The 17,343-nt window shown below is 63.8% G+C and carries 15 protein-coding genes; 11 read left to right on the top strand and 4 right to left on the bottom strand.

All coding sequences use genetic code 11. The features are described 5' to 3' along the window. The first annotated feature begins 8 nt into the window (after positions 1–8). The 8 genes from C8348_RS01585 to C8348_RS01550 all read left to right on the top strand — a co-directional run bounded on the left by C8348_RS01585 (position 9) and on the right by C8348_RS01550 (position 8,706). Positions 9–962 carry a branched-chain amino acid ABC transporter permease gene (locus C8348_RS01585; RefSeq protein ID WP_106751501.1) on the top strand — a complete coding sequence of 318 codons (954 nt, stop codon included), beginning with the start codon at positions 9–11 and terminating at the stop codon, positions 960–962. An 11-nt stretch (positions 963–973) separates the two neighbouring features. Then, positions 974–2,050, top strand: a complete 1,077-nt coding sequence (locus C8348_RS01580; protein ID WP_106751500.1) for a branched-chain amino acid ABC transporter permease — start codon at positions 974–976, stop codon at positions 2,048–2,050. Between the two features lie 126 nt (positions 2,051–2,176). Continuing rightward, positions 2,177–3,502 (top strand): ABC transporter substrate-binding protein, encoded by a 1,326-nt coding sequence (locus tag C8348_RS01575; protein ID WP_106751658.1) that lies wholly within the window; start codon positions 2,177–2,179, stop codon positions 3,500–3,502. Between the two features lie 129 nt (positions 3,503–3,631). Then, the gene (locus C8348_RS01570; RefSeq protein WP_106751499.1) at positions 3,632–4,474 is read left to right on the top strand and encodes an ABC transporter ATP-binding protein; all 843 of its coding nucleotides are present in this window, start codon (positions 3,632–3,634) and stop codon (positions 4,472–4,474) included. Between the two features lie 105 nt (positions 4,475–4,579). Beyond that, positions 4,580–5,830, top strand: coding sequence for a phenylacetate--CoA ligase family protein (locus tag C8348_RS01565; RefSeq protein ID WP_106751498.1), 1,251 nt, complete (start codon positions 4,580–4,582; stop codon positions 5,828–5,830). A 182-nt stretch (positions 5,831–6,012) separates the two neighbouring features. Next, positions 6,013–7,068: a ferrochelatase gene (gene hemH, locus C8348_RS01560; RefSeq protein ID WP_425270802.1), complete on the top strand. Its 1,056-nt coding sequence runs from the start codon at positions 6,013–6,015 to the stop codon at positions 7,066–7,068. Between the two features lie 198 nt (positions 7,069–7,266). Then, positions 7,267–8,250: an SPFH domain-containing protein gene (locus tag C8348_RS01555; protein ID WP_208983475.1), complete on the top strand. Its 984-nt coding sequence runs from the start codon at positions 7,267–7,269 to the stop codon at positions 8,248–8,250. 3 nt (positions 8,251–8,253) lie between these two features. Beyond that, positions 8,254–8,706 carry an NfeD family protein gene (locus C8348_RS01550; protein WP_106751495.1) on the top strand — a complete coding sequence of 151 codons (453 nt, stop codon included), beginning with the start codon at positions 8,254–8,256 and terminating at the stop codon, positions 8,704–8,706. A gap of 3 nt (positions 8,707–8,709) precedes the next feature. On the opposite strand, the gene C8348_RS01545 is transcribed toward C8348_RS01550, so the two are convergent. The 3 genes from C8348_RS01545 to C8348_RS01535 all read right to left on the bottom strand — a co-directional run bounded on the left by C8348_RS01545 (position 8,710) and on the right by C8348_RS01535 (position 11,495). After that, positions 8,710–9,561 carry an OmpA/MotB family protein gene (locus C8348_RS01545; protein ID WP_106751494.1) on the bottom strand — a complete coding sequence of 284 codons (852 nt, stop codon included), beginning with the start codon at positions 9,559–9,561 and terminating at the stop codon, positions 8,710–8,712. Between the two features lie 28 nt (positions 9,562–9,589). Then, positions 9,590–10,357 carry a MotA/TolQ/ExbB proton channel family protein gene (locus C8348_RS01540; RefSeq protein ID WP_106751493.1) on the bottom strand — a complete coding sequence of 256 codons (768 nt, stop codon included), beginning with the start codon at positions 10,355–10,357 and terminating at the stop codon, positions 9,590–9,592. A gap of 124 nt (positions 10,358–10,481) precedes the next feature. After that, complete coding sequence (locus C8348_RS01535) at positions 10,482–11,495, bottom strand: KpsF/GutQ family sugar-phosphate isomerase (RefSeq protein ID WP_106751492.1); 1,014 nt, start codon at positions 11,493–11,495, stop codon at positions 10,482–10,484. Positions 11,496–11,738: 243 nt separating this feature from the next. Here C8348_RS01535 and C8348_RS01530 point away from each other — a divergent pair, with 243 nt between their 5' ends. The 3 genes from C8348_RS01530 (at position 11,739) to C8348_RS01520 (ending at position 15,774) form a co-directional block, all read left to right on the top strand. Beyond that, complete coding sequence (locus tag C8348_RS01530; protein ID WP_106751491.1) at positions 11,739–13,226, top strand: outer membrane beta-barrel protein; 1,488 nt, start codon at positions 11,739–11,741, stop codon at positions 13,224–13,226. Between the two features lie 67 nt (positions 13,227–13,293). After that, positions 13,294–14,568 carry a lytic murein transglycosylase gene (locus tag C8348_RS01525; RefSeq protein WP_106751490.1) on the top strand — a complete coding sequence of 425 codons (1,275 nt, stop codon included), beginning with the start codon at positions 13,294–13,296 and terminating at the stop codon, positions 14,566–14,568. 87 nt (positions 14,569–14,655) lie between these two features. After that, on the top strand, positions 14,656–15,774 hold the full coding sequence (locus tag C8348_RS01520) for an SGNH/GDSL hydrolase family protein (RefSeq protein WP_106751657.1): 1,119 nt from the start codon (positions 14,656–14,658) through the stop codon (positions 15,772–15,774). Positions 15,775–15,900: 126 nt separating this feature from the next. On the opposite strand, the gene C8348_RS01515 is transcribed toward C8348_RS01520, so the two are convergent. Continuing rightward, the gene (locus C8348_RS01515; protein ID WP_106751489.1) at positions 15,901–17,331 is read right to left on the bottom strand and encodes a glutamate synthase subunit beta; all 1,431 of its coding nucleotides are present in this window, start codon (positions 17,329–17,331) and stop codon (positions 15,901–15,903) included. Positions 17,332–17,343 lie beyond the last annotated feature (12 nt).

Genomic DNA, 17,343 nt, shown 5'->3' with positions numbered 1-17,343 from the left:
GCAGGAGCATGCTCTACGACATTTTCATCGACCCCTTCGTGCAGATGGGGGCCCAGCCTGACTTCCTGATCCAGGTGCTCTGGGAAGGGTTCGTCTCCGGCATTCTCTACGCGCTGATCGCGCTCGGCTTCGTGCTGATCTTCAAGGCGTCCGGCGTCTTCAATTTCGCGCAGGGCATCATGGTGGTGTTCGCCGGCTTGACGCTGGTCGGCCTGCACGAACAGGGTGTGCCAGCCTTCCTCGCCCTGATCCTGACCATCGGCGTCATGGGCGTTCTGGCCTATGGCATCGAGCGGGTGGTGATGCGGCCGCTGGTCAACCAGCCGGACATTATCCTGCTGATGGCGACCATCGGCCTGACGTATTTCCTGATTGGCTTTGGCGAATTCGTCTTCGGCGGCGAGCCCAAGCGCATGATCACCGAGGAGCTGTGGCTGCCGACCGGCTCCACCGCCATCGAGTTCGGGGAGCGTGGGCTTGTTCTGCTGCAACATATCGACATTGCCGCAGCTGTGATTGCGGTGCTGATGGTCTCCGGGCTTGCGCTGTTCTTCAACAAGACCCGCATCGGCCGCGCGCTGCGCGCCGTGGCCGATGACCACCAGGCAGCCCTGTCGGTCGGCATTTCGCTGAACCAGATCTGGGCCATTGTCTGGTTCGCCGCCGGCATCGTGGCGCTGGCCACGGGCATCATGTGGGGCGCCCGCTCCGACGTGTCCTTCGCCCTCGAGATCGTCGCCTTCAAGGCTCTGCCGGTGCTGATCCTCGGCGGTTTCACCTCGGTTCCCGGCGCCATCATCGGCGGTCTCATCATCGGCTTCGGCGAGAAGCTGGGCGAGATCTACTGGGGCCCGCTCGTTGGCGGCGGCATCGAGAGCTGGCTGGCTTACATCATCGCGCTGATCTTCCTGCTGTTCCGTCCGCAGGGCCTGTTCGGCGAACGCATCATCGAGCGCGTGTGAGGACCTGACCCATGTTTTACCGTGAAGCAGGCCAGTTCAAGACGACCTACGAGGCAGATCAGGCCCTCTTTCCGATCCGGCAGGACCGGATCGCCATGGGGCTCATCCTGGCCGTGGCCTTCGTCGCCATCCCCTTGCTGGCGAATGATTTCTTCCTCACCTCGATCATGATCCCGTTCCTGGTGTTTTCGCTGGCCGCCATCGGCCTCAACATCCTGACGGGTTTTGCCGGCCAGCTGTCGCTGGGCTCGGGCGCCTTCATGGGCGTTGGCGCCTATGCGGCCTATAAGCTGACCTCGATCTTCCCCGATGCCAATGTCATCGTCCTGGTGCTGATCTCGGGCGTGTTCTCGGCCGGCATCGGCGCAATCTTCGGCCTGCCGTCCCTGCGCATCAAGGGCCTTTACCTGGCCGTCACCACGCTGGCGGCGCAGTTCTTCCTGGAGTGGTGCTTCATCCGCATTCCGTGGCTCTACAACTACAACGCCTCGGGGGCGATCGAGATCCCGCGGCGCGAGGTGTTCGGCGTCATCGTCACCGGCGCCGAGGCCCTTCCGCTCACCCGCTACTTCATCGTCTTGAGTATCGTCGTGGTCATCGCGTTTCTCGTCGCCAATGTCATCCGTGGCCGCATCGGGCGCTCCTGGATGATGATCCGCGACATGGACATCGCCGCCGAGCTGATGGGCGTACGCCCCTTGCAGACCAAGCTGCTGGCCTTCGGCGTCTCGTCCTACATCTGCGGCGTGGCCGGCGCGATGATGGTGTTCTTCTGGCTCAACGCGGCGGAGCCGTCGTCCTACTCGATCACCCTGTCGTTCCAGATCCTGTTCATGGTCATCCTGGGCGGTCTCGGCAGCATTGCCGGCTCGTTCCTTGGCGCGGCCTTCATCTGGATCCTGCCTGTGTTCCTGCGCTTCCTGCCGGGCCTATTCGGCGTCGAGGTGGCCGCAGAGTCAATCCAGCACGTGACGTTCATGATCGTCGGCGCGCTGATCATCTTCTTCCTGATCGTGGAACCGCACGGGCTTGCCCGGCTGTGGCAGATCGGCAAGCAGAAGCTCAGGGTGTGGCCCTTCCCGTACTGACGGGCCCATCCACGCTTGGCCAACCGGGGAAGCGAACCGACCCGGGGGAGGAGGCCTGAGGTCGGTTCGATGACGCGGGATATCCCGGCCGTCATTTGGCCGGCCGTCATTTGGGAGGAAAACAAGATGAACTTCAGAGCATTCGCACTGGGAACAGCATTGTCGCTCACCCTCGCTGCGCCCTTCGGGGCTGGCGTGGCGCAGGCCGAGGACAGCAACTACGTCCCGCTGCTCACCTATCGCACGGGCGCCTTTGCCGGCTCCGGCATCCACATTGCCAACGGCATGAACGACTACCTGAAGATGCTCAACGAGCGCGACGGTGGCATTGGCGGCGTGAAGATCGCCATCGAGGAATGCGAGACCGGCTACGACAGCCAGAAGGGCATCGAGTGCTACGAAGCCACCAAGGGCAAGGGCGCGCTCGTCTATAACCCGTATTCGACCGGCATCACGCTGCAGGTCATCCCGAAAGCCGCCGTCGACAAGATCCCGGTCCTGTCCATGGGCTACGGCCTCTCGGCCGCTGCCGTCGGCAACACCTTCCCCTGGGTCTACAACGTGCCGGTCACCTACTGGGACGGCGCCTCGGTCATCATCAAGTACATCGCCGAGCAGGAAGGCGGCCTCGACAAGCTGAAGGGCAAGAAGATCGGCTACATCTTCCTCGACGCCGGCTTCGGCCGCGAGCCGATCCCGCTCCTGGAGCAGCTGGCCAAGGACTATGGCTTCGAACTCGTGCAGTACCCGGTTCCGGCCAAGGAAATGCAGAACCAGGCCTCGCAGTGGCTGAATGTCCGCCGCGACCGCCCGGACTACATGGTCATGTGGGGCTGGGGTGCGATGAACCCGACCGCCGTGAAGGAAGCCGTCAAGACGCGCTTCCCGATGGAGAAATTCATCGCGGCCTGGTGGTCGGCAGGCGAGGAAGACGCCGGGGCCGGCGGTGAGGCTGCCAAGGGCTTCAAGACCCTGAACTTCTCCGGCGTCGGAACCGACTTCAAGGCTCTTGGCGACATCAAGACCCTCGTCGTCGATGCCGGCAAGTCGCAGACCAATCCGGAAACCTTCGGCGGTGCGCTCTATAACCGCGGCGTCCTCAACTCTGTGATCATCGCCGAGGCGATCCGCACGGCGCAGGAAAAGACCGGCAAGAAGGTCCTGACCGGCGAAGACATGCGCATCGGCCTGGAAGCCCTCGACCTGACCGAAGCCCGCCTGGAAGAAATCGGCCTCGCCGGCTTTGCCCATCCGATGAAAGTCACCTGCGAGGATCATGCCGGTTCGCATCCGGTGTTCATCCAGGAGTGGGACGGCAAGAAGTGGGTCAAGGCCACCGACTGGATCGAGCCGATGAAGGAGCAGGTTCGTCCGCTGCTGGAAGCCGCTGCCAAGGACTACGCGGAGAAGAACGCGCCCTGGCCGGTCCGCACGGAAGCCTGCCCGAACTGAGCCCGGCCGATGGCCGGGCCGGGCCCGAACTGAGCCCGGCTTGACCTGAGCCAGACACGACAGATCCCGCCGCACCGTGCGGCGGGATCCTTCCCGGACACCAGAGACGCGAGACCGGAGACGAGTTCCATGTCCGCACATGCAGCGACCACGTCAGGCCCGACCGGCAGCAGCCCCATCCTGTCGGTGAACAATATCGAGGTGATCTATGATCACGTCATTCTCGTGCTCAAGGGCGTGTCCCTGACGGTTCCGGAAGGCGGCATCGTGGCCTTGCTGGGTGCCAATGGCGCCGGCAAGACCACGACGCTGAAGGCCATCTCCAATCTTCTGGGGGCCGAGCGCGGCGATGTCACCAAGGGCAACATCCAGTTCAAGGGCGAGCATGTCCAGGACCTGTCGCCCAATGATCTGGTGCGGCGCGGCTGCATCCAGGTGATGGAGGGCCGGCATTGCTTCGGTCACCTCAGCATTGAGGAAAATCTCCTGACCGGCGCCTATACCCGCCGTGACGGCTCGGGGGCGATCAAGGCCGATCTGGAGATGATCTACGAGTATTTCCCGCGTCTCAAGGAACGCCGGCACAGCCAGGCCGGCTACACCTCCGGCGGCGAGCAGCAGATGTGTGCTGTCGGGCGGGCGATGATGAGCCGGCCGCGCATGATCCTCCTGGACGAGCCGTCCATGGGTCTTGCGCCGCAGCTGGTCGAGGAAATTTTCGAGATCGTGAAGCAGCTCAACGAGCAGCAGGGCGTGTCGTTCCTGCTGGCCGAGCAGAACACCAACATCGCCCTGCGCTACGCCACCTACGGCTACATCGTTGAATCCGGCCGCATTGTGCTGGACGGCGATGCCAGGTCGCTGCGCGAGAACGAGGACGTGAAGGAGTTCTACCTCGGCGTGGGCGGGGAGGGCCGTCGCTCCTTCCGGGACGTGAAACACTACAAGCGTCGCAAGCGCTGGCTTGCCTGAGGCAAGGCCGGCTCGGTGCCGAGAGGTGCGCGCGACGTACAACAGACACTCCCCAGGTTGCTGGCAACCATGGGGAGGCGGGACAAGGCGAGCGAGGACAGAGCCATGACCGGTGAACAATTCGAGGCGCGCGACCGGCAGCCACCGGCGCAGCGCGAGGCAGAGCTTTTTGCCCGGCTTCCGGATGCCATTGCCCATGCCATTCGCACAGCACCCGGCTGGGCCCGCCATCTTGCCGGTGTGGATCCGGCGTCCATCTCCTCGCGTGCTGCGCTGACCGGCCTGCCGGTGCTGCGCAAGTCGGATCTCATGGCGCTGCAGAAGCAGCATCCACCGTTCGGTGGCTTCCTCTCCGGCGACATGAAGGGCGCGCCGCGAGTCTACATGTCGCCCGGCCCGATCTTCGAACCGCAGCCGGAGGGGGACGATCCCTGGAACTCCGCCCGGGCACTTGCGGCTGCCGGCTTCTCGCCCGGCGATGTGGTGTTCAACACCTTCTCCTACCACCTGACGCCGGGCGGTTTCCTGCTCGATCACGGCGCTCGGGCACTCGGCTGTACTGTCTTCCCGGCCGGCGTCGGCAACACCGAAATGCTGGTCGAGGCCGTCGCCATCCTGCAGCCGGACGCCTATGTCGGCACGCCAGACTTTCTCAAGGTGATCCTCGACAAGGCCCGCGACCTTGGCCGCGATGCCTCGTCGATCAAGCGCGCCCTTGTCTCCGGCGGCGCCCTGTTCCCGTCTCTTCGCGCGGATTATGCGGCGCGCGGCGTCACCGTGCGCCAGTGCTATGCTACCGCCGAACTCGGCGTCATTGCCTACGAATCCGAGGTGGCGGACGGCATGATCGTCAACGAGGACTGCATCGTTGAAATCGTTCGCCCGGGGACCGGCACGCCGGTGGCTGATGGCGAGGTGGGCGAACTCGTGGTCACCACCTTCAAGCGCGCCTATCCAATGCTGCGCTTCGGAACCGGTGACCTGTCAGCCATCTTGCCGGGACAGTCGGCCTGCGGGCGGACCAACATGCGGCTGGCCGGTTGGCTCGGCCGTGCCGACCAGCGCACCAAGATCAAGGGCATGTTCGTCGATCCGGTTCAGATTGCCGAAATCACCGGGCGGCACCCGGAACTCGTCAAGGCACGCCTGTCGGTCTCCCGGCGTGACGAGCAGGATGTGATGGCGCTTCACGCTGAGGTTCCGGTCATTGACGACGGGCTCGCCGCCCGGGTCGCCGACACCTTGCGCGATGTGACCAAGCTGAAGGGCGCCGTGACACTCGTGCCTGTCGGCAGCCTGCCGAATGACGGCAAGGTCATCGTTGACGAACGCGATTACGCGGCGGCTCCCGCCTGAGGCACGCTGTCACAGGCGGGTCCGGATTGCTGATCGATCAGCTCATGTACTGATCTGCCATGGGGAAACGGGCGTACTGGACAAGAATTGTGTGTGACTTATGTTGCCGCAAATAATAATGCGCGGCCCCGTGCCGCTGTCCGTGCTCCGGAGTACCCATGACACTGCAGTTCTCGCCCAAGATGCCGGCCAATGCCGGCGAGGAGATGCGCGCCGTCCGCCTGCCGGCAGACCACCCACAGGTAAAAACCGGCAAGATCGGTGTGCTGCTGGTCAACCTCGGAACGCCGGATGGCACGTCCTACTGGCCGATGCGCCGGTATTTGCGCGAATTCCTGTCCGACAAGCGCGTCATCGAATGGCCGAAGGCGCTCTGGTACCCGATCCTTTATGGCATCGTGCTGATGACGCGGCCGAAGAAGTCCGGCAAGGCCTATGAGGAGATCTGGAACAAGGAACTCGACGAGTCGCCGCTGCGCACCATCACGCGTAACCAGTCGGACAAGCTGACCCAGCAGATGGGGACCCAGAGCGGGCGCCTGATGATCGACTGGGCCATGCGCTACGGCACGCCCTCGATCCGTTCGCGGCTGGAGCATCTCAAGGCCGAAGGCTGCGACCGGATCCTGATCTTCCCGCTTTATCCGCAATATGCCGCAGCCACCACGGCGACCGTCAATGACGAGGTGTGCAGGGCATTGCTTGAGATGCGCTGGCAGCCGGCGATACGCACCGTGCCGCCGTATCACGATGACCCGGTTTATATTGAGGCGCTGTCCCAGTCGGTCGAGCAGCATCTTGCCGGGCTCGACTTCGAGCCGGACGTGATCCTGACCTCCTATCACGGTATCCCGCAGTCCTACTTCAAGAAGGGTGATCCCTATCACTGCCAGTGCATGAAGACGACGCGTCTGATGCGCGAACGTCTCGGCATGGACAAGGAGAAGCTGCGCGTCACCTTCCAGTCGCGCTTCGGTCCGGAAGAGTGGCTGCAGCCCTATACCGACAAGACCGTCGAGGCCCTCGGCAAGGGCGGGGTCAAGAACATCGCCGTGATGAACCCGGGCTTTGTCGCCGACTGCCTTGAAACGCTTGAGGAAATTGCCGGTGAAGCGGGCGAGATTTTCCACGAGGCGGGCGGCGACAACTTCACCCACATTCCTTGTCTCAATGACAGCGATCTCGGCATGGCTGTTCTCGAAGCCGTTGTCCGGCGTGAACTGTCCGGCTGGCTGTAACGGCTATCCGGTCCAGCAGCATCGCCCATTGCGCTGGCATGGACGATCATCTGTTTCGGCATGGAACCCGCCGTCCCGGCCTATCGCCGGGACGGTGCTGCGCAACTTTGCACCTTTGGCGCTAGCCCTCGACGGCGATCCGTCGCATACTCCGCGCGATTTTTCGGACGCGGAACACGGGAGCCCGGTATGCCGCAGATTGCTGGTTTTGACATTGTCCTGATCGTCCTTTTCCTCGTGGTCGTACTGCTGATCTTCGCCGGCGTGAAGACAGTGCCACAGGGTTACAACCTCACTGTCGAGCGTTTCGGCCGTTATCGCCGCACGCTGTCGCCCGGCCTGAACATCATCGTTCCGGTCATCGACAAGATCGGCCGCAAGCTGGTCATGATGGAACAGGTGCTGGACGTGCCCTCGCAGGAGGTGATCACCCGCGACAACGCCACCGTCACTGCTGACGGCATTACGTTCTACCAGGTGCTCGACGCCGCTCGGGCAGCTTATGAAGTCGACGGGCTCGAGAACGCCATTCTCAACCTGACCATGACCAACATCCGGTCGGTTATGGGCTCGATGGATCTGGATGAACTCCTGTCCAACCGCGACGAGATCAACATCCGCCTCCTGCGCGTGGTGGATGCGGCGGCCGAGCCGTGGGGCGTCAAGATTACCCGCATCGAGATTAAGGACATCAATCCGCCGCGCGATCTGGTGGACTCCATGGCGCGCCAGATGAAGGCCGAGCGCGACAAGCGCGCTTCCATCCTCGAGGCCGAGGGCAAGCGCCAGTCGGAGATCCTCAAGGCCGAGGGCGAGAAACAGGCGCTGATCCTGCAGGCCGAAGGTCGGCGCGAATCTGCCTTCCGGGATGCAGAAGCCCGCGAGCGCGAGGCGGAGGCCGAAGCCAAGGCCACCAGGATGGTCAGCGAGGCGATTTCCTCCGGCGACATGCAGGCGATCAACTATTTCGTCGCGACGAAATACATCGAGGCCTTCAAGGAACTGGCCACCTCACGCAACCAGAAGACCTTGATCCTGCCGATGGAAGCGACCGCCCTGCTCGGCTCGCTCACGGGCATTGGCGAGATCGCCCGCGAGGTTTTCAACCGGGATACGGACAAGTCGGCAGGGACTGGCGCAACCCCGCGCGTGCCGTCGGTCACGCCGTCCAGCGAAGGGTAACTGATGGGTCTGTTCGAGCGCATCCTGTTTGAACTGGGCCCCTGGAACTGGTGGCTCCTGGGGCTTGGCCTGATTGCTCTGGAAGTGGTGCTGCCTGGCACCTTCTTCCTTTGGTTCGGCATTGCCGCGTTTCTGGTCGGCACGCTAGCGCTGATCGTCGATCTGTCCTGGCAGGTGGCGCTTGGCCTGTTCATTTTCCTGGCGCTGCTCAATCTTGTCGTTGGCCGGCGCCTGTTGCGCAAGGGCGAGGCCAGCGTTGGCGATCCGCACCTGAACATGCGCGGCAGCCGGTACATCGGCCGCGAATTCGTCCTGGCCGAACCGCTGGTAGAAAGCAGCGGCCGACTGTCGGTGGACGATACCGTCTGGCGCGTTACCGGGCCCGATCTTGCCGCAGGCACCCGTGTAAAGGTTGTGCGGGTCGAAGGCGCCCAGCTTGTTGTGACGCCGGCCTGATCCTTACGGATTATGTCCGAGCGGCAGCGGCGGCGCCTCGGCCATCAGCAGGATGGCGATGCGGCGGTTGGCGGCCAGGAACGGGTCATTCGGAAACAGCGGCTCGCTGTCCGACTTGCCCACCACGGAGAAGATCTGGTCCTGCGGCACGCCATATTCGGTCAGGATCTGCCGTGTCACATTGGCGCGGTCACTGGACAGTTCCCACCCGGTGTAGGATGGATCCACGGCTGAACTGCCGGTGGTGGTGTGCCCCGTGATTTCGATCCGGTTCGGCATCTCGGACAGGACCGGAGCCAGCCGCGTCAGCAGGCGGCGCGTGGTCTCGTAAGGGTATTTCGACCCTTCGCGGAACATGGCCCGGCCGTCCTGGTCGACGATCATGATGTTGAGTCCGTCTTCGGTTTCCTCGAAGATGATATTTTGCGAGATTTCGGTGATTTCCGGCATTTCCTGCAGGGCCTGGCGCAGGGAGGCGGCAGCTGTCGCAAACTGGCGCGAGCGCTCGATGTCCGCTTCCACCGTGTCATGGGTGTTGGCTTCCGGGCCTTGTTTGCTTTTCTGTTCATGCGGCTCGGAGGCGAAGTCTGAGTCCATCTCCTGCGGTGCCTGGCTGATGCTTTTCATGTAGTCGCGCACCGGCGTGCCCTGGATCTCGATGACGCCGTCACGCTTGGAAGTCTCCTTCACGCCGAAGGCGTCCTTCATCGAGCCGGCAACGATCTGCATCTTCTGCTTGTCCTGGATGGAGAAGGAGATGATGAGCACGAAAAAGCACACCAGCAGCGACATCAGGTCGGCGAAGGTCACAAGCCATTCGGGTGCGCCGCCGCCTGCCGGTTTCTTTCGGGCCATGTCCGGGCCTCCTTGCTTGCCGTTCGGGTTACGCCGCGTCCATCAGGCCGGCGCGTGCCTTCTCGGGCAGATAGGCAATCAGCATTTCCTTGATCAACGCGGGCGACTTGTTCTCGCGGATCTGGGTAATGCCGTCGATGATCAGGGTCTGGTTGAGTTCCTCGACATCGAATTTGGAATCCAGTTTGTCGACAACGGGAAGGCACAAGATGTTGGAAACCAGCGCGCCGTAAAGCGTCGTCAACAGCGCGATGGCCATGGCGGGGCCGATGGCTGACGGGTCATCCATATTGGCAAGCATCTGCACCAGACCGACCAGCGTTCCGATCATGCCGAAGGCCGGGGCGCTGTCGCCGAGGGCCTTGAACACGCGCTTGCCTTCCGACAGGCGCGACAGGGTCAGGTCCCGTTCGCGCTCCATGGATTCGCGAATGAAGTCCAGTTCATAGCCATCGGCGATATACTGCACGCCCTTGGCCAGCGACGGATCGGAGACGTCGACATTCTCCAGCCCGAGTGGCCCGGACTTGCGGACGATCTCTGCAAGGTTGCTGATTTCCTCGATCAGGTCGCGCGGCTTGATGTTCTTGCTGGTGAAGGCAACCTTGCCGCCCACCACGAACGCTCCGCCAATGCCGGCCAGCGGAAAGCGGATCAAGGTTGCCGCGAACCCACCGCCGAACACGATCAGGATCGACGGAATGTCGACGAACTGACTGAAACTGCCGCCCAGCAGGATCGCCACCGCGACAACCACAAAGGATCCCACGATCCCGAGAAGTGTACCAAGATCCATCCACGCGACCCGACTGTACCGGGGCGATCTGCCCCCAACCTTTGGGCCGGAGTGTAGGCAGCGTTTGGCTAATCAATCGCTAATGCACAAAGCACGAATATGTGTAGGCCTTGCAATCTGCAAATCACGCTGCGCCAATGCGCAACAGGTCGTGCAGGTGAATGATGCCGATCGGGCAGTCATTGTCGACGACGAAGACAGACGTGATCTGGGCCGCGTTGATGAACTCGAGCGCCGCCGCTGACAGCAAGTCGCCGGAAATGGACTTCGGCTTGCGCGTCATGATTTCGTCGACGGACTTGTCGAGGAAATTCGTCGAGATGTGCCGGCGCAAGTCACCGTCCGTGACGATGCCGACCAGCTTTCCATCCGGATCGGTGACACCGACCACGCCGAACCCCTTCTGCGTCATCAGCACGATGGCATCGCGCATCGGGGCGCCCAGGCTGATCAGCGGAACGCTGGCGCCGGAATGCATGATGTCCCGGGCAAGGCGCAGGCTGGCGCCCAGCTTGCCGCCCGGATGAAACACCCGGAAGTCCTGTGCGGTGAAGCCGCGGGCCTCAAGCAGCGCTACGGCCAGCGCGTCGCCGATTGCCAGCTGCAACAGGGTCGAGGACGTCGGAGCGAGGCCATGCGGGCAGGCTTCCGTCACCTTGGGCAGGGCGAGGACGATGTCGGCTGCCTTGCCAAGGGCGCTGGTCTCGGACGAGGTGATCGCTATCAGCGGAACGCGGAAACGGCGGGTGTAGCCAATGATGCTGGCCAGTTCCGTCGTCTCGCCGGACCAGGACAGCGCCACGACCACGTCATCGGACGTGATCATGCCGAGGTCGCCATGACTGGCTTCGCTGGCATGGACAAAGAACGCCGGCGTGCCGGTGGAGGCGAGCGAGGCCGCCATCTTGGTGCCGATGTGACCGCTCTTGCCGATGCCGGTGATGATCGCGCGGCCGCGAATGCCGCGCATCAGGGCGATGGTTCGGGCAAAGGGCGCACCAAGCCCGTTGCGCAGCGCAGCGCGCAGGGCGGTGAGGGCGGCAATCTCGGTCTCAATGGTGCGGTCTGCGGACGCAAGGCTTGCCTCTGCATCGCCCGCCAGTCCGGCGTCCTGCGCCGGAAGATGTGCACTGTGCATCTGTCCTGTCCCGTTGGGTCTTCTTTGGCCCGGCCCCCGCCTGATCCCAGGTTGTCTAAGCCAGCGGAAGGCTTCAGGCAAGGGGCCGCACCAACCGGCTAAGGGATGTGGGCGTGAAGCGTTCCGGTGTTCCGTAGGCGGGCGGCTCACCCTGTGTCCTGAACCATGCTTGGCAACTGCCTATTAACCATGTTCGGTCACCATGTGAGGGTTATTTGTATTCATTCCTGTCCGGGTGCCCGCATGTTTCGCAGAATGTCCGTCCTGTTCCTGCTTGCCGTGGCTGGCGTTGTGCCGGCTGTGGCGCAGCAAGCGGATGGGGCTGGCCTCCGAGGTTCTGCGAGTGATGACAACGGCTCCCTTGATAGCCTGTCGGCATCCGGGACGCCGTCTGATCTGGGCAGGCTTGGCTCTGAAGCGCCGGAGACCACAGGCTCCATCGGCACACAGCCGAACGGTCGTCTCAGCGCCACGGCCGAGCGAGGCTCATCCGGTCTTGTCAGCGGCGGGCGGCAGGACAGTGTCCGTCCGTTTGCCGACAGGCTCTCTGCCGTGCGCCGGACCCCGGCTCTGGGCGGCAGCGGCGGAGCTCTGGCCAATGACGTTTTCGCCGGCGACACCACCTACGATGCCGCAACTGGACTGCGTATCGGCACCTTCACCATCATCCCGCAGCTGACCGTCAGCGGTGGCTGGTCGACCAATGCGGCCGGCTCTTCTTCCGGACGTGGCAACTCGCTCTACACCATCGCACCCGACCTGTCGGCGACCTCGAACTGGTCACGCCACGAACTGTCGCTGTCGCTGCGCGGCAGCTATGCTGCCTTCCCGGGCAGCAAGTTGCAAACAGAACCCTCGCTGACCGGATCGACTGCACTGCGCCTTGATCTCAGCGACACGACCGAGGTCAACACCAGTGCCAGTGTAACCTATTCGCGCGAGACCCAGTCAACGGCGGAAAACCCCTCTGGCGAGGGTGATGTCTACGGTATCACCGGATCCTTGAGGGTAACGCATGCCGCCGGTCTTGTCGGCCTCACCTTGCGCGGCGATATCGAGCGCACCGCCTATACGCTGGAAACGACGGCCGATGCCAACAATCGAAACAACACGCTGCTGTCTGCAACGGTACGCGCAGATGCCCTGACAGGGGCGACCTTGCAGCCCTTTGTCGAGGCAACCGTGCTGCGCCGGGCCTTTGACAGCACCTGCAATGCCGCCTGCGTGAAACGCGACGCCACCGGTTACCAGCTTCGCGCCGGCACGACCATCGCGGCTGGGCCGAAGCTGGCGGGCGAGATCGGAGCCGGCTGGCGGGTGGAGAAGCTCGACACCAACCGTCTTGACGATCTGTCCGGGCTGGTTGTCGATGCCTCGCTGGTCTGGTCACCTTCGCGCCTGACGACCGTGACGGCGGGCGTTGGAACCACCTTTGCCCCGTCCTACTTGCCAACAGCAGCGGGCTCGATCCTGTATTCGGGCGACTTGCGCATTGCCCATGCCTTCTCTGACCGGTTTGTCGGTCAAACCGGTGTTGGCTATCAGATCCGGCGCTATGAGGGCGTCAACATCGAAGAGCGCACGACCAGCGCGCTGGCGGGGCTCACATATGCTGTCACCCGCAATGTTGCCCTGACAGGCAACTATACCTTCCGGGCCTTTGACAGCAGTCAGGCCGGTGCGAATTACAACGAAAGCCGGATCCAGGCCGGCGTCCGCATTCGTCGGTGAGACACATGCGGGCTATCTGGATGGTTCAATATGAGTGCGGGGGCATTCCAGGCTTGAGGAGGCCTTGATGACGAAGATCGGTTTGACCGGAAAAGACTTGTCCCGGCCGTGTGGCCGCTCTTTGCGGGTGGCTTCTGCCCGCGCCCTATCCCTGGCCCTGCCGCTGGTTCTGTCGCTGGCGGCGACAGTGTGGTCAGGGGCAGCGCAGGCGGATGCGCGCTTTGATGCCTTTATTCGCAACATGTGGCCGGAAGCGCGGGCTGCCGGCATTTCGCCCGATACCTACAATGCCGTCTTCACCGACATGACGCCTGATCCCGACACAGTCCGCCTGATGTCGGCTCAGTCCGAATTCGTCAAGCCGGTCTGGGACTATCTCGGCAGCGCCGTGTCCGAAAGCCGGATCGAGACTGGCCGGCGGATGCTGCAGGAGCATGGCGCCGTCCTGCGGGAGATTGAGGCGCGCTATGGTGTCGACCGGGCCGCCGTTCTGGCTGTCTGGGGCATGGAGACGAATTACGGCGGCTTCATGGGCAAGCACAATGTGATCCGTGCGCTGGCAACGCTTGCCTATGGCGCGCCGCGCCGACAGGATTTCTGGAAGGGTGAGTTGATCACCGCGTTGGCCATCGTGCAGGCCGGGCATGTCCGCCATGAGCAGATGATCGGCTCCTGGGCGGGCGCGATGGGCCACACCCAGTTCATGCCGACCAGCTGGAAACGCTATGCCGCCGACTACAACGGCGATGGCAAGCGCGATATCTGGACCAGCATTCCTGATGCTCTTGCCTCTACGGCCAACTATCTCAAGGAGCATGGCTGGCAGACCGGCAAGACCTGGGGCTATGAGATCCGTCTGCCGCGCGGCTTTGACTATTCTCTTGCCGATGACAGCACCACCAAGACCATGGCCGAATGGACCCGTCTTGGTGTGGTTCGTGCCAATGGCAGGGACTTTCCACGTCCCGACGACAAGGCGGTGCTGGTGTTGCCGGCCGGTGCGGCTGGACCGGGCTTTCTGATGCTGCGCAATTTCTTCGTCATCAAGCGGTACAATAACGCCACCGCCTATGCGTTGGCCGTTGGTCATCTGGCTGACCGGATCCGGGGCGGTGACGCGTTGGTCGGCGACTGGAAGCGGGACCAGCTGCCGCTCAACAAGGAACAGACGATGCAGCTCCAGGCGGCGCTTAACCGCAAGGGGTTCAGTGTCGGCAATCCGGACGGACTGGCCGGCCCGGCGACCCGCAAGGCGATCCGTGCGTTCCAGAAGTCGCGTGGCATGATCCCGGACGGCTACGCCTCGGTGACCCTGCTGGCCCAGATGCAGCGTGGCGGCTGAGCCTTTCGGCGCGGCGCGCTTCGGCCTATAGTGCGGCTTGCACAGATGGAGGCTACCGCCGTGCCGCGCAGCCTGGGTTTCTTGACGATGATCTTGCTGTGCCTCGGGCTCGCCCTTTCGGGCGGACCTTGGGGCACATCGGCTTTCGCCCAGAACGGGCCGATCACGCCGCCACCTTCTGCTGACGGGTTCAATCCCTTCGGTCCCCTGCTGCGGCTCTTTGGGGTGACCGAGCGTGAGCGGCCGGTGAAGGAGAAGCCTCCCGCCGCTGTCCGCCCGGCGCGCCAGCCCAGCGGGCCTCCGGCTTTCACGGCCGCCCCCAAGGACGATGATGCTGGCATTATCCTCATTGTCGGCGACGGCATGGCAGAAGGCCTGGCCGAGGGAATGGCCTTTATCCTCGCGCAGAAGCCATCGGTCCGCGTCGAGAGGCTGGTCGAACCCAAGGCAGGATTACTCGGCACGCCTCCCGTTGCCTGGGCAGACAAGGTCGCTGCCCGGATCGCCGGAGGCAATGTCCGTGCCGTGGTGATGATGCTGGGGTCCAGCGATGTCGAGGTCGGCTCTGCTCCGGTCGAGCCGACCAGCGGGGAGGCGGGCATTGCCGGTTCAGCGTTCGGTACGCCAGCCTGGCGCGAGACTTACCGGCAGCGGCTCGGGGCGGTGATCCAGGTGGTGCGCCGGGAACGCAAGCCGTTCCTGGTGGTAAGCTTGCCGCCCGTCGAAGCCGCTGACCTCAACCAGGGCTTTCAGGTCGTCAATGAGGTCCTGAAGCTGACGGCCGAGGCTGCGCGCTCGACCTATGTGGACATCTGGTCGGTTTTTCTGGACGACAACGAGGCTTATGCGGTTTTCGGTCCGGATGTTGCGGGCCAGCGCCGCCGCCTGCGTGCCAATGACGGAATCGGCTTCACCTGGGCCGGCTACCGGAAGGTCGCCTTCTTCGTCGAGCGGGAACTCGGTCGTGTTCTCGGTGGATATGGTAGCCAGGCCTTTGAGGGCGTTGCCGATGACCCGGACTTTATCGTCCTGACGGGTCGGGCGGTTCCAGCTGCCGATGCGCTTGCGGGAGGACCCGAGGTGATCGATGAGTTCGCCCCCGAACCCCCGGTCTCGGTCCAGGCCGCACAACGCTTCTTCATCCTTGGCGAAGCGCCTCCCTCCGTCCCCGGCCGCGTCGACGACACCCGGCTGGAAACGCGCTGATCCAGCAGTGTCACCCCCGGCTTTCGCGATGCTCGCCCGGCGTGACCCGTTTCGAAACTGCGCCTTCGGTGAGCGACAAAAAAGGGCGGCCAATGGCCGCCCTCATGATTTCACTGTCGCAGCGCCTCAACGCGGCAGCAGGCTGGAGCCGGTCAGGTACTCGTCGATGGCGCGGGCGGCCTGGCGGCCTTCGCGGATTGCCCAGACCACCAGCGACTGGCCCCGGCGCACGTCACCAGCGGCAAAGACGTTGTCGATGCTGGTCTTGTAGTCCTCGGTGTTGGCCTTGACGTTGCCGCGCGGGTCCAGCGCCAGCTTGTCGCCGGCTTCCGCGATGAATGTGTCGGCACGCGGGCCGGCAAAGCCGATGGCGGCCATCACGAGGTCGGCACGCAGGATGAATTCCGTGCCCGGGATCGGCTTGCGCTTCTCGTCGACGCGGGCGCACTTGACGCCGGTGACGCGGCCCTCTTCCGACACGAGGCCCAGCGTTGCGGCTGCGAACTCGCGCTCGGCGCCTTCGGCCTGTGACGACGAGGTGCGGAACTTGGTCGGCCAGTAGGGCCAGACGGTCAGCTTGTCCTCGCGCAGCGGCGGGATCGGGCGGATGTCGAGCTGGGTCACCGACAGGGCGCCCTGGCGGAAGGCGGTGCCGACGCAGTCCGAAGCCGTGTCGCCGCCGCCAATGACGACGACATGCTTGCCACCGGCCCAGATCGGCGCTTCACCCGACACGTCTTCCCCGCCAACGCGGCGGTTCTGCTGCACCAGGTAGTCCATCGCCCAGTGCACGCCCTCAAGGTCCATGCTGCCGATGCCCGGATCGCGCGGACGCTCGGCGCCAGCGGCCAGCAGCACCGCATCATGGCGCTCGGACAGCTCTTCCATGGTCACGGTGACGCCGACATTGACGCCATAGTGGAAGGTGACGCCTTCGGCCTCCATCTGGGTGACGCGGCGGTCGATGTGCCGCTTCTCCATCTTGAAGTCCGGGATGCCGTAACGCAGCAGGCCACCGGCGCGCGGCTCGCGCTCGTAGACATGCACCGTGTGGCCGGCGCGGGCCAGCTGCTGTGCTGCGGCCATGCCCGCCGGACCCGAGCCGATGATGGCGACGGTCTGGCCGGTCTTGGTGGCGGAGGGTTCAGGAACGATCCAGCCTTCGGCCCAGCCCTTGTCGGCCAGCGCCTGCTCGATGGTCTTGATGTTGACCGGCATGTCTTCCAGGTTCAGCGTGCAGGCTTCCTCGCACGGGGCGGGGCAGACGCGGCCGGTGAATTCCGGGAAGTTGTTGGTCGAATGCAGGTTGCGCACGGCCAGTTCCCAGTCGCCCTGGTAGACCAGGTCGTTCCAGTCCGGAATCTGGTTGTGCACCGGGCAGCCGGTGGGGCCATGGCAATAGGGAATGCCACAGTCCATGCAGCGCGCGGCCTGGCGTTCCACGTCCCCTTCGTTCAGCGGCAGCGTGAACTCGCGGAAGTGGCGAATGCGGTCGGAAGCCGGCTGATACTTCTGGTCCTGCCGGTCGATCTCGAGAAATCCGGTAACCTTGCCCAAGGTAACCTCCTT

This window comes from Pannonibacter carbonis (genome assembly GCF_003012935.1).
Taxonomy (GTDB): Bacteria; Pseudomonadota; Alphaproteobacteria; order Rhizobiales; family Stappiaceae; genus Pannonibacter; species Pannonibacter carbonis.
Note: the sequence above shows the minus strand (reverse complement) of the source record. Positions and strands in the feature narration are given on the sequence as shown.